Annotated in this window: 16 protein-coding genes; 1 reads left to right on the top strand and 15 read right to left on the bottom strand. The window is 55.0% G+C overall.

Features of this window, described 5'->3' with window-relative positions; translation table 11 throughout:
- Positions 1 to 184 precede the first annotated feature (184 nt).
- From B0G82_RS05860 to B0G82_RS05835, 6 genes are all read right to left on the bottom strand, one after another.
- On the bottom strand, positions 185 to 721 hold the full coding sequence (locus B0G82_RS05860) for a hypothetical protein (RefSeq protein ID WP_121306926.1): 537 nt from the start codon (positions 719 to 721) through the stop codon (positions 185 to 187).
- Complete coding sequence (locus B0G82_RS05855) at positions 718 to 2442, bottom strand: DEAD/DEAH box helicase family protein (RefSeq protein ID WP_241974493.1); 1725 nt, start codon at positions 2440 to 2442, stop codon at positions 718 to 720. The genes B0G82_RS05860 and B0G82_RS05855 overlap by 4 nt, the downstream gene beginning before the upstream one ends.
- Positions 2396 to 4735 carry an ATP-binding protein gene (locus tag B0G82_RS05850; protein WP_121306924.1) on the bottom strand — a complete coding sequence of 780 codons (2340 nt, stop codon included), beginning with the start codon at positions 4733 to 4735 and terminating at the stop codon, positions 2396 to 2398. Before B0G82_RS05850 ends, B0G82_RS05855 begins: the two co-directional genes overlap by 47 nt.
- Positions 4736 to 4754: 19 nt before the next feature.
- Positions 4755 to 5954, bottom strand: a complete 1200-nt coding sequence (locus B0G82_RS05845) for a DNA cytosine methyltransferase (RefSeq protein ID WP_121306923.1) — start codon at positions 5952 to 5954, stop codon at positions 4755 to 4757.
- Positions 5947 to 6354: a very short patch repair endonuclease gene (locus tag B0G82_RS05840; protein WP_121306922.1), complete on the bottom strand. Its 408-nt coding sequence runs from the start codon at positions 6352 to 6354 to the stop codon at positions 5947 to 5949. Before B0G82_RS05840 ends, B0G82_RS05845 begins: the two co-directional genes overlap by 8 nt.
- 688 nt (positions 6355 to 7042) lie before the next feature.
- On the bottom strand, positions 7043 to 7285 hold the full coding sequence (locus B0G82_RS05835) for a SymE family type I addiction module toxin (RefSeq protein WP_121306921.1): 243 nt from the start codon (positions 7283 to 7285) through the stop codon (positions 7043 to 7045).
- A 423-nt stretch (positions 7286 to 7708) separates the two neighbouring features.
- On the opposite strand from B0G82_RS05835, the gene B0G82_RS40400 reads away from it, so the two are divergent.
- Complete coding sequence (locus B0G82_RS40400; protein ID WP_241974492.1) at positions 7709 to 7900, top strand: contractile injection system protein, VgrG/Pvc8 family; 192 nt, start codon at positions 7709 to 7711, stop codon at positions 7898 to 7900.
- Here B0G82_RS40400 and B0G82_RS05825 read toward each other — a convergent pair.
- The 9 genes from B0G82_RS05825 to B0G82_RS05785 all read right to left on the bottom strand — a co-directional run bounded on the left by B0G82_RS05825 (position 7893) and on the right by B0G82_RS05785 (position 12703).
- On the bottom strand, positions 7893 to 8111 hold the full coding sequence (locus B0G82_RS05825; RefSeq protein WP_241974658.1) for a PAAR domain-containing protein: 219 nt from the start codon (positions 8109 to 8111) through the stop codon (positions 7893 to 7895). The two genes, B0G82_RS40400 and B0G82_RS05825, sit on opposite strands and share 8 nt — an antisense overlap.
- Before the next feature lie 110 nt (positions 8112 to 8221).
- Positions 8222 to 8830, bottom strand: coding sequence for a hypothetical protein (locus B0G82_RS05820; protein ID WP_121306920.1), 609 nt, complete (start codon positions 8828 to 8830; stop codon positions 8222 to 8224).
- Between the two features lie 12 nt (positions 8831 to 8842).
- The gene (locus tag B0G82_RS05815; protein WP_121306919.1) at positions 8843 to 9232 is read right to left on the bottom strand and encodes a hypothetical protein; all 390 of its coding nucleotides are present in this window, start codon (positions 9230 to 9232) and stop codon (positions 8843 to 8845) included.
- 16 nt (positions 9233 to 9248) lie between these two features.
- On the bottom strand, positions 9249 to 9968 hold the full coding sequence (locus tag B0G82_RS05810; RefSeq protein ID WP_121306918.1) for an immunity 52 family protein: 720 nt from the start codon (positions 9966 to 9968) through the stop codon (positions 9249 to 9251).
- Between the two features lie 183 nt (positions 9969 to 10151).
- Positions 10152 to 10868 carry an Imm52 family immunity protein gene (locus B0G82_RS05805; RefSeq protein ID WP_241974491.1) on the bottom strand — a complete coding sequence of 239 codons (717 nt, stop codon included), beginning with the start codon at positions 10866 to 10868 and terminating at the stop codon, positions 10152 to 10154.
- 18 nt (positions 10869 to 10886) lie between these two features.
- Positions 10887 to 11474 carry a restriction endonuclease fold toxin 5 domain-containing protein gene (locus tag B0G82_RS05800; protein ID WP_121306917.1) on the bottom strand — a complete coding sequence of 196 codons (588 nt, stop codon included), beginning with the start codon at positions 11472 to 11474 and terminating at the stop codon, positions 10887 to 10889.
- Positions 11474 to 11824, bottom strand: coding sequence for a hypothetical protein (locus B0G82_RS05795; protein ID WP_121306916.1), 351 nt, complete (start codon positions 11822 to 11824; stop codon positions 11474 to 11476). The genes B0G82_RS05800 and B0G82_RS05795 overlap by 1 nt, the downstream gene beginning before the upstream one ends.
- A complete protein-coding gene (locus B0G82_RS05790) occupies positions 11817 to 12317 on the bottom strand; it encodes a DUF4123 domain-containing protein (RefSeq protein WP_158608132.1) in 501 nt (166 codons plus the stop codon). Before B0G82_RS05790 ends, B0G82_RS05795 begins: the two co-directional genes overlap by 8 nt.
- On the bottom strand, positions 12314 to 12703 hold the full coding sequence (locus B0G82_RS05785) for a PAAR domain-containing protein (protein WP_121306915.1): 390 nt from the start codon (positions 12701 to 12703) through the stop codon (positions 12314 to 12316). Before B0G82_RS05785 ends, B0G82_RS05790 begins: the two co-directional genes overlap by 4 nt.
- Positions 12704 to 12737 lie beyond the last annotated feature (34 nt).

Raw genomic sequence — 12737 nt, 5'->3', positions numbered from 1 at the left:
TTACCCGGCCCCATGCTGGCTGTAAGCGGAAATTGTCTACCGTATTACACACGTCTTGCGAAGCTTCTTAACTGCTCCAACGACTACTGTTTGATCTTACTGCTTAGCGATCGGAACCGGGTGGCTTAAATCCTTTTGCCAAATCGAGAAGCGATGTGCAGAAGCTCCGACTGCGATAATCCGCTTAGTCAATCCACACGATATGAACCAGCTGAAGCTTGGTGGCAATATCCCTGATCATTTGCCGCAAGCCTTCGTTCGTAGTTCGCCCCGTCTCGATGAGCACCGCCGCGTAGGGTGTCCCCGACTCTACGCGATATGCCCGCTCGAAAACTGCGATCAGGATTGACTTCCAGTCCCTGCTATTCCCCCAACAGACTACCTTTCCATCAGTAAGTAGACGACCATGCGGCTTGTCATAAGATCCTTTGACTGAAGCGGGCCCGTCACCTAGCCCTGCAGCCAAGAGTGCCATGTTGGCACCGTCTTCGAGACGGCCGCGAAGATAAGGCTTCAGCAAGGAGTCTTTTATATAAACGCGAACCTTACGGGGATCCATGAAGTGCGCCAATGCACCACCCACATTCTTATCTTTGGACCAATTTTCGTACCAAATAGTGCGATCTGAGTCCGACAATGTTGACCAGCCGAGCTCGTCCGCCTTGTCCCAGATTTTCTGTCGAATCTGATCCCGGATGTCTTTTGGCATTACCATGCTCATTGAACGCCTCCAGGCGAGGGTGGCAATGGGAAGTCGAATTGGGGAAGCTCCAGCTTTGCGTCTCCCTCGCGGGTAAAAAGATCGGCTTGATCAAGTAGCCACTCAAACATGAAGTGCCCGGCTCCTTTGTCAGAAAATTGCACGACGCGCTCCACCATGTCGAGTTGCTCAACGTCGCCAGCTATCGATTTTTGCAGGTCGATCACTTCGGAGATGCGCCGGAGGTCACTCACAAAGTCAAGTACTACGACCTTGTCTTTGTTGAGTGCGAGACGGAGCCCACGCCCAAGCTGCTGAACAAAAATCCGACGACTGTGAGTCACTCTCATGAACGCGAGCATATCTACGTCGGGCACATCAACGCCTTCGTTAAAGATGTCTACGGTCGTTACCGCATTGATGGTTCCCCGGCGAAGTCCTGCCATAGTTTTTTCTCGCTCGCGGGGATCCATTTCTCCAGTAATGTACGCGGACTTGAAGCCGTAAAGCTTAAGCATTGCTGAAAAGGCCTTTGCATGCTCTACCCCGGCACAAAAGACGATAAGGCTTCGGCGCGCCTCTCGTTTGAACGTGTCGGCAATAGCTCTGGCGGCTTCCTCGTCGCGCGTGGGAATAAGCAAACGAGTGTTTAGCTCCTTAATGGAATATTCGTGGCGCGACTGTTTTCTCACGAACTCCCAGTCTATGTTGTCCGCGAGTAGTCGGTAGTCAGCCTCGCAAAGGAAGCCGCGTCGCAATCCTTCGTCAATCCCGATCTTTGCGACGGGCTGGCCTAATATCGTGTCGATGTCGAAACGATCACCCCGCCACGGCGTTGCCGTCGCACCTCCAACCATCGGGGCGCCAAGTTCGTCGATCACGCGGCGAAAGCTCTCTGATCCGATGTGGTGTGCCTCGTCAACCCAGACGAGTCCAAAAGTAGGAAGACTGCCCAACCTTGGTAGCACGCTTTGAACAGTCGCAAATGTAATTCCGTCCCAAAAGGTTGGTTGCTCCCCACCTACAAGCAGATGTGTGGGAATGTGTTTTGGCAATTGCTGCCAAAATTCTCTCTGCAACTGCTCGACCAACTCACGCTTGTCTGCTAACACCAGCACGCGCCCTGAATCTATGGCTCCGTCTCTTAAGAGCTGCGCGGTGGTCTCAGCCATTACCACTGTCTTCCCCAAGCCTGTGGCAAGAACCAATTGACCTCGGCCGGTTTCTCGCAACGCTGCGGTAAGGCGCTGAACACAATCGTCTTGGTAGTCACGAAGATCGCGCCGGTCACGCGGATACTCGGGGCTACGCCGCATCATTTCCACGAGGGTTCCCGGCGGCAGAGAATCAATCCGAATCCCAAGCCGCGCCCATCGGTCGATTCCTGCGTTAAGTGCGGGGCCAAACGCACGTGATGTGGCAATGGCCAATCTGTCTGCCTCATAGAAGCGCGACGCCTCTACGACCTCATCGACGGCATGCGGATCAGGATAGCTGTCGCTAGTGAACTTGCATTGGACGACCCACAGCTTGCCACTCTTTACCCCGAGAACATCTGCCCCTCGATCCCCCGAACCGCCAACAATGCGCACATCCTCAAATGCATTCTGCACCAGAAGCCTCGCGACATCCCTTTCGAAGGCACGCCATGAGCCGTTCAGTAGTCGTCGAGAATCAAGGAAATAGCCCTCCATATCATAAACTTCCGTCTTGACCGAGCAGTCGGACGGATAACGTGGCACGAATTAACTCATCCCGATCGCAACGATCGAGGTCTCGCGGCGTTTGTGATTCAAGCCACACTGCGTCGGCTAAATAAGCATCGTACCGCTCCACTACACGTCCGCGAGCCTCCTCATCGACCTTCGAGTCACCATACTCGAGAGACGAGTAAGGCTGCGCCCAGAACTTGCCGTCAAAGAAGAGTTCTGGATGGCACTTGACGAATGACCGTATATCGGAAGCCTCTGCATAGGAAAGGAACTCCCCGGAATCGATGACAGCTTGAGCACCGCTTACACCGGTGGATGCAATCTTTCGCCGAATTCTTTCCTGCGCCGTTTGCGGTAATTCCGTAAATAGCGCTTTGAAAAAATACGCGTCTCCACCAATGCTTATAGACTGAGCAATTTCCCGGAGGGTCTTGTCGGCAAAAGCGATGATGCTTTTCGGGTCGAGCTTTGCGTCTTCCGCATACTCGCCTCGCAGGTCCGAAACGATGGTAGCGAACACGGCTGAATGCGGACTCGCCTCTCTCAAAAATTCATACGTCTTGAACGCCAACTCGGCAAGTATGGCATCCATTGGTGTCATAGTGACAGAGCGAAAGACAGGGTGGTCAGGATCGAAGAGGAAAAGGAACGTCCGCGTGCCGGGATCCTCAATCTTCAATGTCCATGGCGCCTTACGTGGCAGGTCGGGATCGTTTGAAGCTACCATGAAAGCCTCGACCGTAAACTCCACTTTAAGCAAAGGATGTTTATATACGCGCGACAAATCATGCAGCTTTTGTCGGGTGGGTACCAAGGGAATCGTCGGTGCCGAGTCAAACGGTATCGACGGCAGGACGACCGTGCCATTAGGGTCGGCAAGATCGTCATCATCGAGAAAGCCGTCTGGAACGGCGGGCGGCGCGGAGCCTGAACTAGTAGAAATTGCGGCACCGACGATCCCTCGATCCTCTTCCGCGACGAGGTCGTACCATTTTTCGTCCGTTTGATATTCGGCGTCGCCCTTGTGGAACAGGTCGGCCATTTCGATCGCACGCTCGTTATTTTTGACTGCGAGAATGCGCGACCACCGACCGGTCTTACCCTGTGGGCTGCTACGCCGGAATGCTTGGAATAGTCGATAGAGCGGAGCGTCTTGCGGCTCGAATCCGAGGGCCTTTGCCTTCTGGGGTTGCAATGGACCCTCACCTCTCACGAGGCTCACCATTTCTGCCCACGATGTGTCGTCACGCTCAAAGCGATCCTTTGTATAACTGACTCGGCAATGATCGAGGTGAATTTCACCAATGAAGCGACCGCGATTTCTTTGGTCGTCAATTGGATATTCGCGCTCCGGCCTCTCGCCCCCGGCCCAGACAAATAGATCCTTATTCTGAACTTCGATTACTCGTCCATTACGAATGATGTCAAGCCCAAAATCTTCCTCATGCATATAGCGCTGCAGCCCAATCCAACCGTGTAGCCTGCGCTTTAGTTCGACGGTCTTACATTCAGTGCCGGCGGTGGGACATCCATGGTCACCCGAGAAGGACAGCATGCATGTGAGGCAATAGTGCCTCGCAGGAAGTTCGAAATCGAAAGTTTCTACCGCATGGACGGGCGTACCGGTGCTCCCGAGAACCGCCCGGTCGGGGTCCCAGTGGCACGGACGTTTAGCTTGAACATTCTGGCTGTTTATTTGGAGTGAGAACGCTGCGTCATTTGAAAGCAGCAACGGTGCATACACGCGCGCTAATTGCCGGCGTATCCTGTTGTGATTCGCGCTCTTGGAGAAATACACTCTTTGATCCGTCTTCAATCGGAGAATCTTGATCTCCGTACCATGCGCTGACGGATCGTGCTTGGGCCGCGTCAATCGAGGCGTTTGATAGGTTCGCGTTCGACGCAACTCATCCAGATCGATCCTTAGGCCCGTCCACTCTTTGTCCCCGGCGCGAGTGGTATAGACCTCTGTCACCATGCCTAAGCGTGCTGTCGCGATGTTGAAACCCATGCCAAACAGACCAAGGTTATCGAGCGGGTTGTTGCCACTCCATCCCGCCCGGACGGCGCGTTCCAGTTGCTCCAAGTTCATCCCAGGCCCATTGTCACGGACAGCCACACTAGCGTCTTCCTTATCCTGCGTCGGTAGACTGATCACCACAGAAGGCGATTCAACATGCACTCCATCACGCCGCGCGTTGATAAACGCATCCACGCTGTTGTCAATTAACTCCGCGAGGCATTTCCACTGGTCAAGATTGATTTCCCCTAGAATTTGAAGGACGCGGGGATCAGGCGTGAGGTCGAAATCTGTAGTAGTCATGTTGGTCTTAATCTTATTCTTAATCAGTGCGGCGTACGCCGCTGTTGGCGTCCTTGACGCATGTCAATAAACTAGCGGCAACGGAGCCGGCAACTACTTCCGCCAATTTCACCGGCACGGCATTACCCAACTGCCGCATGGTTTGGCTCCAAGAGCCATGAAATTCATATTCATCCGGGAAAGTCTGTAGCCTCGCAGCCTCTCGCACAGTGAAATAGCGAACGGATCCGTCATCTTTAACGAACATGTTCTCGCCGCCGGGAACACCGTGGTATCCCGCCTTAAGAGTCTTTGCAGGCTCATCGAGAGGGCTTCCCGTGTGCCCGACGTATGTTCGTGCGCCCGGAGTGAAAACATGATTAGTGATCGTGTTGTCGCGATGAATCTCAGGGTCAGGAAGATTGCGTAGAGCATCTCGCGTGGTGCGCCATCGCGCCACCTCCAAGAGTGATGGGTTTGACCGCAAACGCTGGAGTCGCTTTATGTGGCGAGTCGGCTCATGTAATCGCTGCTTACGGCTGACTTCATGCTCGTCCCAATACGTCCCCTCGATCCATTTCGAAACGAGGAGCGCGTCCTCCGAATGCGTCTTCTCAGGAAATGACCACCGAGCTCCCAGATCGGAGCGAAATCCAACAAAGAAGACGCGTTCGCGCTTTTGCGGCACGCCGTAGTCGGCCGCATTCAAAACGTCGAAGAGAACGTTGTATGTCGCCGACCCCTTGTTTGCGGAATGATGTTGTTCCAAGCGAGCACGATGCTGCATCCAGTTTTCGCCTTTGTGACGAGATAATTCCGGATATTGCAGCTGAAGATGGATATAAGAGAAGTAATGCGCGAAGCTTTCTCGAGTCAATCCCTTAACATTCTCAAAGATAAAGGCCTTTGGCATTAACTCCCGAACAGCACGCACAGCCTCAGGAAACATGTTCCGTTCGTCGCGTTGCGCTTGGTGTTTGCCGCCCATGGAAAACGGCTGGCATGGCGGCCCCCCGGAGACCACGGTGATGTCTGGTGCCAGGTCCCTGAAATCGAAACCGCGCGCGTCAACCTCGTGAACTGGCCACCCTTCGACCGCGTGTGCGTGATGCCGCTGGTTCTCCCTAAAGGTTTCGCATGCATCATGGTCCCATTCAACAACTGCCGCATGCTGAAAGCCAGCATTCGCCATGCCTATGGCGAGTCCGCCGGCACCCGCGAAAAGCTCAACGCTACGCATCGAGAAATTCCTTTATTCTGTTCTTGAGCTTAACAACGTCGTTGAGCTCACATTCCCAAACTATCAGAACGCTCCAGTTCGCATCTTGAAGTGAGCGTTCATTCTTAGTATCGCGCTGCCGATTCGCCTCAAGCTTTGGAAGCCAAAATTCTTGGCGCGACTTTGGCAATCGTGCTAGCGCGCACCCCGAATGCCGATGCCAGAAGCAACCGTGCACAAAGATCACCTTATGTCTTGACCGAAAAACCAGATCCGGCTTACCGGCCAAGTCTCTTGCATGGAGTCGATATCTATAGCCCATCGCGTAGATCAATCGCCGCACTAGCATCTCGGGCTTCGTGTTGCGTGACTGAACGCGCCCCATGATTTCCGAGCGCCGGGTCGGACTGACGCTGTCCATGATTCATTTGAGTTGAATCAACAAAGACGGGTGGACCGTTCCAGATTTTTCCCCATGTCTCGCGCAGCCCACGCTGGTGGGATCATGTTCTCATGCGCGATTCGCTTTGTTTCAACATACAAAGTGGACAGCGACTCCCTTAACCTGTGAACCATTACCTGCAATCCGGCTAGCTCCGACGCTTTGATCATCGCAGTCCCCCGCTCGTGCTTGCGCCACTTTACACCAAATCGATGTCTATCCGGTGCTCGGGACGCTCGATTCGGACCTCGAGAATCTCCTAAAAATATTGCTCGCAGGGTTGTCGAAGGAACCTTGTGGCTTTAGCTTACCTGGGTAGAAATAATCCGGCGCACAAGGACCGCGCTAGACATGCCAGTGTGACATTTCGTTCACTTTTTGCTTGAGTCGCTTGTTACTGCGAGGACGCCATATGACGAACGGTCCGATCGTTTGCCGGTGCAGCGAACTTTTGCGGCAACCCATTGAATTCTTAGTTATCAGCGCAGGGGCTTAGTACCGGGTGCGCGGACCATTTTCCCAGAGCCGGGAACATGGTCCGCCGAGGCCAAGGCCATTTCTAAAGGCCAGATAACATGGATTTTGTCTATCCCACGATTGCGGGCTGAATGCCCTCGACATAGGGACCGCGCGGTCGCCCTCTGTGCAACATCGACGTCGCTGCGTCTCACTGTGGTGTAATGACTAGCCTACCCTTCTGCACCTCCACTCCAGTCTTCCCGCTAATCTCAAATCCCGCTTCCTTCAGCCATCGCCCGGAAAGCCGAATCCAAGGCGCGGGTGGCAAATCTGGAAAGAATTCGATATGAGCCGGCGCGTATGTTTTCATCGGCCGCGGGCGTCTTTGTGACGAAATGGTCAAGATGCGTTGGGTAACAGGCGCAACTGCTTTATCATTGGCGTCAGCCATGATCAACTCCTATTCTGGTAGGGTTGTTTGTGGTCGGCGGGTCGTGTGGGTGGCAGCCCATGCGTCCCGCGCCTCATCTCCTTCCTCGTTCTCGTTTGTGCTTGGCTCGGCGCTTTCGCCTTCTCTTCTACACTTCAACGAGCCAATCATTCAGTGATGCTTTATAAGCACAACGTGTCTTGATCGTCGGCTATGTCGTTAGGCATCCGATGTATTCTCTCGCATTGTCGGGGGTTGTGCAACAGCGTCGAACGCTCGATCACGCTATGGTCGGCCTCGCGTCAGCTCGTGCCGGACGAAGTGCAGCGCGCGAGCTAGGACTACAAGAGCGCGTCGGTGGCGTAGGCGTCGCAGACGTGCATCGTCGATCAAGGCGCAGCCCGCAACGACCTCGCGCAGCTGCTGCGCGATGCGGTCATCGACGTGCCGCACGCGGGCGATTCGTGGTCGGACTATGAGCGCGTCAGCAAGGCGCGCATGCTCGCCCATGAGGTGCGCTCGGCCAATGCCGATGGCGTGAGTGGGGTGCGGGATCTGGCCGTCGGACGACGGTTCCAGTTGAGTGGGCATCCGGAGGTGGATATGCATCCGCCAATCGAGCTATCCGCTATCTAAGGCCGCCCGTCGGCAGGGACGAGATCAGCATGCAACCGCACTCACATGAATCACCGTGTTGCGCCACCTCAAGGCCTTTATCGCGAGCTCGCGACGTGTCAGTGGCGATATGGTTATCACCGTGCTTGGGACACGATACAGCGTCCCCGATTCTCGCGAGGGGCTTTTCCCATAAAGAAGCAGGTTGCCGAACCCTGCAGTACCTCGCCATTCGAACTGGTACGATCACCAACTCGTATCACTCCAGGCATAACTTCTCCAGTTATTTAGCTGGCTACAGATGTCCGCAGAGACCACCTTTTCCTGTGCCGAACAACTCTATCAATCATCGGGAAAAGTCTCTTCAGTCAATTTCACCGGCTGGCCGTTGACCGAAAACCTATACTGAATCACGTTCTTATTCTGCAGCGATTGCGTGGAAAAAGAGCCCGCCCCATCGCTGGTGGAAAATTTCTTATCCACTTCTTCGCCAACGATTTTTCCCGAGACGATAGCTGCGGGATATGGCGACAAAGCAGAAGGCATGCTTAAATCTTTTACCAGCTTGCGCATCCTCGGATTCTGCGCAGACTGATCGACGAGGTTCGCTTCGTAGATATATTTCCAACCGGTGATGTTCTTCAGGTGATCTGCGATGTCATCATCCCATTGATATTTTTTCAGCAACTCCGCGAGCGCGATGGACGAGTTTTTGCTGGCTTTCACGCAACAGAGAACTCCGTTCTTAGTTCCAGCATCCACAAGTCCGCTGAACACCGTATCGTCGGCAATTTTTTGATCGACGAAAACAATGTTGTGACGCACAGCATTAGGTCCGCCATGCGCATCGGCGACGGGCAGTTGCTCCCATACACCGACGATCGGTGCATGCTGGGCATTCGCAAAATTGCAGGTCAAAGCGACAAAAACCGATACGGCGATTCTTTTCATAACTTTCCTTGATTAATGACCCGTGTCAGGCCAATGCATGTTTTCGTGGGGATAATAAGTCACCCCGTAGCCGTCACCAACGTGCTTCAAGTCGGCAAATGACCTGAGCTCGACTCCATGGCCCGCCGCATCCTTGACCCGCTTGCCCACGTACCCCGTGATATTCATGTCGACTGCGGCGCCGTAATTATGGCGAGACCGCCCAGGCCTACCGACTGCCCGCATCGCTGAATTGACATTGATGCCATCGCCGCAACACATCTCCTTTTCGGCTTTAACCGACGCGTCCAGATCCCTGCTGCCGTCGGCGTTGCGGTGTACCCAATCTATGTTGACGCCCGAATACGGGGGCACCCGGTCGGGACATTCGCGTCCTTCGGCGATCTCAAAGGCATGGAACATCAACTGGAGTTTGACCTTAGAGTTCAGTGAATAAAGGCAACAAATCCTGATCGACCAATCGCTCTTCAATTGCGTTGGCGATCTTCACATGTTCCGGATTTGAAGCAGAGAAAGGCTCATCGACCACACTGACGATGAGGGTGCCCATCCGCTGCTTACCATCCATGACCGGAATCAGGTCGCGAGCCTCGGGCACTTGCTGCGCGGTGAAAACTCTCGGCAAATAAAGCATCCAACCGGCGCCAGGTCGTTTTTCGAAGACCTGCTGCTGCGAAAAATACTTGAATGGCCCGACCTGAACGCTCGACGCGGACCAGATGCGCGCCGCTTCCGAAACAACATCCGCCACCAGCGTTATCTGCTGAAATCCGACAATGCCTTTCATCTGGAAGGTCACCGAGCACACACTATCAATGCCCTGCGAGTCGGAAAATGCAGCGCCACCGTCTCCCTCCTGGCCATTCCATACCCCGAGCGACCTGACGCTAGTGCCATTGGATAAAGTGGAATTCTTCGCCATGGCAATCGCCGCGCTGGTCGGTCCATTGGCATCGAAGGCAGCGTTTAGCAGCGACGCCTTTTCCGTATCCGCCGCTGCATACCATTTGTCCAAGGGTAACCCGGCTCGCGTCAGGACGTTAGCAAACTGCCAAAGTCGGTCGTATTCCGACTCGATGGTCGGCAATTGCGGGGCAGCTACGCGATAGGTGACATCAATGTTGAGATGAAAGGCCATGTTTGGCAACGTTCCGTGCTCGTACTCATTAAAGTGGCTTCAATTCTGTGTTGACGAGCGCGCGGTGGTGCGAAAACTACGCGTGAAGTACCGATAGCCGATAGGTCAGATCGAAGTTCAATTCAATACGCCCTTTCATGGTTTGCGCGGATAGCGGTTTCCCATCTTCGCAGATGGCCTCGCTTAAAGTTCCGTATACAGCGGAAGCAGATCCTGATCGACGAGTCTCTTTTCGATAGCGTTCGCCACGGCTACATGTTCCTTGTTCGTCGCAGAAAAAGGCTCATCAATCACGCTGACAATGATGGTGCCCTTCTGCCGCTTGCCGTCCATCACAGGAATAAGATCACGTGCCTCCGGAATTTGCGCGGCGGTGAGGACGCGCGGCAAATAGAGCATCCATCCAGCGCCCGGCCGCTTTTCAAAAACTCTGTATTCCGATGAATACCGGAACGATCCGACTTCAACACTCAGCGCCGGCCAGATATAGGTCGCCTCGGTCACGATACCTGCCACGACATCACATTCTGCAAGAGACATGACGCCTTTAGTTTGCAGGCTTAGGACGCACAAACCACTCACAGACAGTTGGTCCGTGAAAGCCGCGCCTCCATTGCCTTCGATACCGTTCCACGCGCCGAACGAGCGTACGTGCGGATACGCCTGCTTTTCGGCCTTTGCCATTGCTATGGCAGCAGTGGTCGGTCCGGTGGAATCAAACGCCCGGTTGAGAAGTGACGCTTTCACGTTGTCCGCTGGCGGAAACCAGCCATCGATCGGAAAACCCGCGACTTGCAATGTGCTCGCAAATTGCCACAACCGGTGATACTCAGCTTCGATCGTCGGCAATTCGGGCGCGGACAGACGAAAAGTCAATTCGAGGTTCAGACTGTAATTCATGATGTCGTCAATTCCAGTTCACAGAAGCGGGCGCAACTCAGTTCGAATCAGTGGAGCGGCTAGCGTGAAAGCTCGCGTGAAAAAACGGTAACTTAATCGCTGCATGAAATACCAGTGAAGCTGGGCGGGCGGATTGGCTACCACGATACCGTTTTGGGTAGACGCTTGGTCAACCATTTTTCGGACCCCGGAAACTCTGAAAAAAAATTTCGGCTCACCCGTCTCCGGATCAAAAAACTGATCATAATTCGCCTTTGCCTCTTCCAGCTGACAGAGCGACGCACGAAACCCATCGAAGTCGAGCCCGCTGAAATTCCACTCCGTATTCGGCGCGAAGCCCGTCACCTGCGCCTGATATGTGCGCGAGGTATCTGACATATTCCAGTTCCGCGTCACGAGGTTACCCGCATCCGGTGGACACTTCTTGCACGCTTCATCCGTTTTCGGCATGGTTCGCGCGACCGGTTGGGTCTTGCTCCTGTCTTGCGCCTGATCGCCGGATAGCGACAGGATTCCCGCCGTAGCGGTCCCGCCTAGGAAAGCGGGGAATGCTTCGGCAAGCAACGCGCCCGCTCCTTCGATGAGCGGAATTGCCAATACAGCCATCAGCGTTTCTCCTTATCCCGATCAATCAACTTCCGCCGCGTCACCGCCAGCAGATCTTCAAACCGCTCCTCGATCGGCCGTCCCGGCTTCGCAAGCCAAGCCGCGATCCCCGGCTTGCGATAAAACTCCGGCACATCCGCTTCGATATAAAGAAACTCCACCAGCTCCTTGTCCTGCTGAAACCCCATGCGCTTAGCGTCCCCATACGCCCGCATCAGGCGGTCGAGCAAGGTCGGATCGCTGGCATAGCGCGGGGCGTCGCGCACGATATCGTCACGAATCGTCGCGACAAAATTGCGTTCGTCGCTTGCGCACAAAGCGGCCCATTGGTCTGCGGTCAGTTCAAGCATGGTGAGAGACGTGAAAGCGTTTGCCTTCCGCAAGGCCGTGCCACTCGTCCACATCGCCGAAATAAGCGCGACGTCCTTCGGTGTCGAGCGCATTGAAGAGCGGCACGAAAACACGCGGATCCCAGAACCGGAGCAACGCAATCTTGCCATTCGGCAGTTTGCTGTTGAGCTTGCGTTGCAGTGTCCGCACGAGCGACTCGATATCCTGCGTGCTGAACAACCACATCACACCAGGCCGCGCTGTTTCCAGTTCATCGAGTGAAGCCACCACGTCGGCATCGGGTTGCGCGATGTCAACTAGCCATGGTCCAGCGGATGCCAATGGCTCATCTTCTGTCCCGGCGAAAAGCGTGCGCACCGTGCCCCAGCGGCGCCGCAAGCTGCGGCCGAAATGCTGTTCGTACTGCAGGCCATCGACCAGCGCATACGCACGCAGCCCCGGCGTATCCGCGCGCAAACGCTCCAGCCGTTCAGCGAGAGTCGCCGGGATCATGAGCGCACGACTGTGGAAGCGCCCGTTTCTGCGGCATGAGCGAGGCACTCGCGACACAACGTCGGCGCGACTGTGGACTCCGCCGCTGCGGCCGTCGTGCCCTGCATCGACGCAGGTACATTGCCGGTGGTCTCGGATTGAGCGGCGATCAACACCGCACCGCACGAGGTCTTGTCGCCATGAAAAGCGAGCGGCACGCCTTCCACGGTCATTGCCGCATTCTGCGAGGTCACAATCGGAAACGTGCCGTCGCATTTCGGACAATGGACGAGGTCACCGAGCCGGGCGGCGCGCCGTCCGCTGTCGCCAACGCCGATGGTCGCCGAAGCGGATACGATCTTGCCGCCGTGCGACGTGCTATCGCCTTCACATGCGATCGAAGTCATAAGTCACCTGCCATCAATTTCGAATGTCGAATCA

Origin of the sequence: Paraburkholderia sp. BL17N1, assembly GCF_003634175.1 — a bacterium.
GTDB lineage: Bacteria > Pseudomonadota > Gammaproteobacteria > Burkholderiales > Burkholderiaceae > Paraburkholderia.
The sequence above is the reverse complement of the archived record's forward strand: the minus strand, read 5'-3'. Positions and strand labels throughout refer to the sequence as shown.

Excerpts from the sequence above, each read along its gene's own strand:
- B0G82_RS05795 (WP_121306916.1), bottom strand. The coding sequence starts at position 11,824 with ATGCTTGAACTGACCGCAGACCAATGGGCCGCTTTGTGCGCAAGCGAC.
- B0G82_RS05840 (WP_121306922.1), bottom strand. The coding sequence starts at position 6,354 with ATGGACAGCGTCAGTCCGACCCGGCGCTCGGAAATCATGGGGCGCGTT.
- B0G82_RS05800 (WP_121306917.1), bottom strand. The coding sequence starts at position 11,474 with ATGGCTGTATTGGCAATTCCGCTCATCGAAGGAGCGGGCGCGTTGCTT.
- B0G82_RS05860 (WP_121306926.1), bottom strand. The coding sequence starts at position 721 with ATGAGCATGGTAATGCCAAAAGACATCCGGGATCAGATTCGACAGAAA.
- B0G82_RS05825 (WP_241974658.1), bottom strand. The coding sequence starts at position 8,111 with ATGGCGAGGTACTGCAGGGTTCGGCAACCTGCTTCTTTATGGGAAAAG.
- B0G82_RS05850 (WP_121306924.1), bottom strand. The coding sequence starts at position 4,735 with ATGACTACTACAGATTTCGACCTCACGCCTGATCCCCGCGTCCTTCAA.
- B0G82_RS05820 (WP_121306920.1), bottom strand. The coding sequence starts at position 8,830 with ATGAAAAGAATCGCCGTATCGGTTTTTGTCGCTTTGACCTGCAATTTT.
- B0G82_RS05790 (WP_158608132.1), bottom strand. The coding sequence starts at position 12,317 with ATGATCCCGGCGACTCTCGCTGAACGGCTGGAGCGTTTGCGCGCGGAT.
- B0G82_RS05835 (WP_121306921.1), bottom strand. The coding sequence starts at position 7,285 with ATGGCTGACGCCAATGATAAAGCAGTTGCGCCTGTTACCCAACGCATC.
- B0G82_RS05810 (WP_121306918.1), bottom strand. The coding sequence starts at position 9,968 with ATGGCCTTTCATCTCAACATTGATGTCACCTATCGCGTAGCTGCCCCG.
- B0G82_RS05845 (WP_121306923.1), bottom strand. The coding sequence starts at position 5,954 with ATGCGTAGCGTTGAGCTTTTCGCGGGTGCCGGCGGACTCGCCATAGGC.
- B0G82_RS05805 (WP_241974491.1), bottom strand. The coding sequence starts at position 10,868 with ATGAATTACAGTCTGAACCTCGAATTGACTTTTCGTCTGTCCGCGCCC.
- B0G82_RS05815 (WP_121306919.1), bottom strand. The coding sequence starts at position 9,232 with ATGTTCCATGCCTTTGAGATCGCCGAAGGACGCGAATGTCCCGACCGG.
- B0G82_RS05785 (WP_121306915.1), bottom strand. The coding sequence starts at position 12,703 with ATGACTTCGATCGCATGTGAAGGCGATAGCACGTCGCACGGCGGCAAG.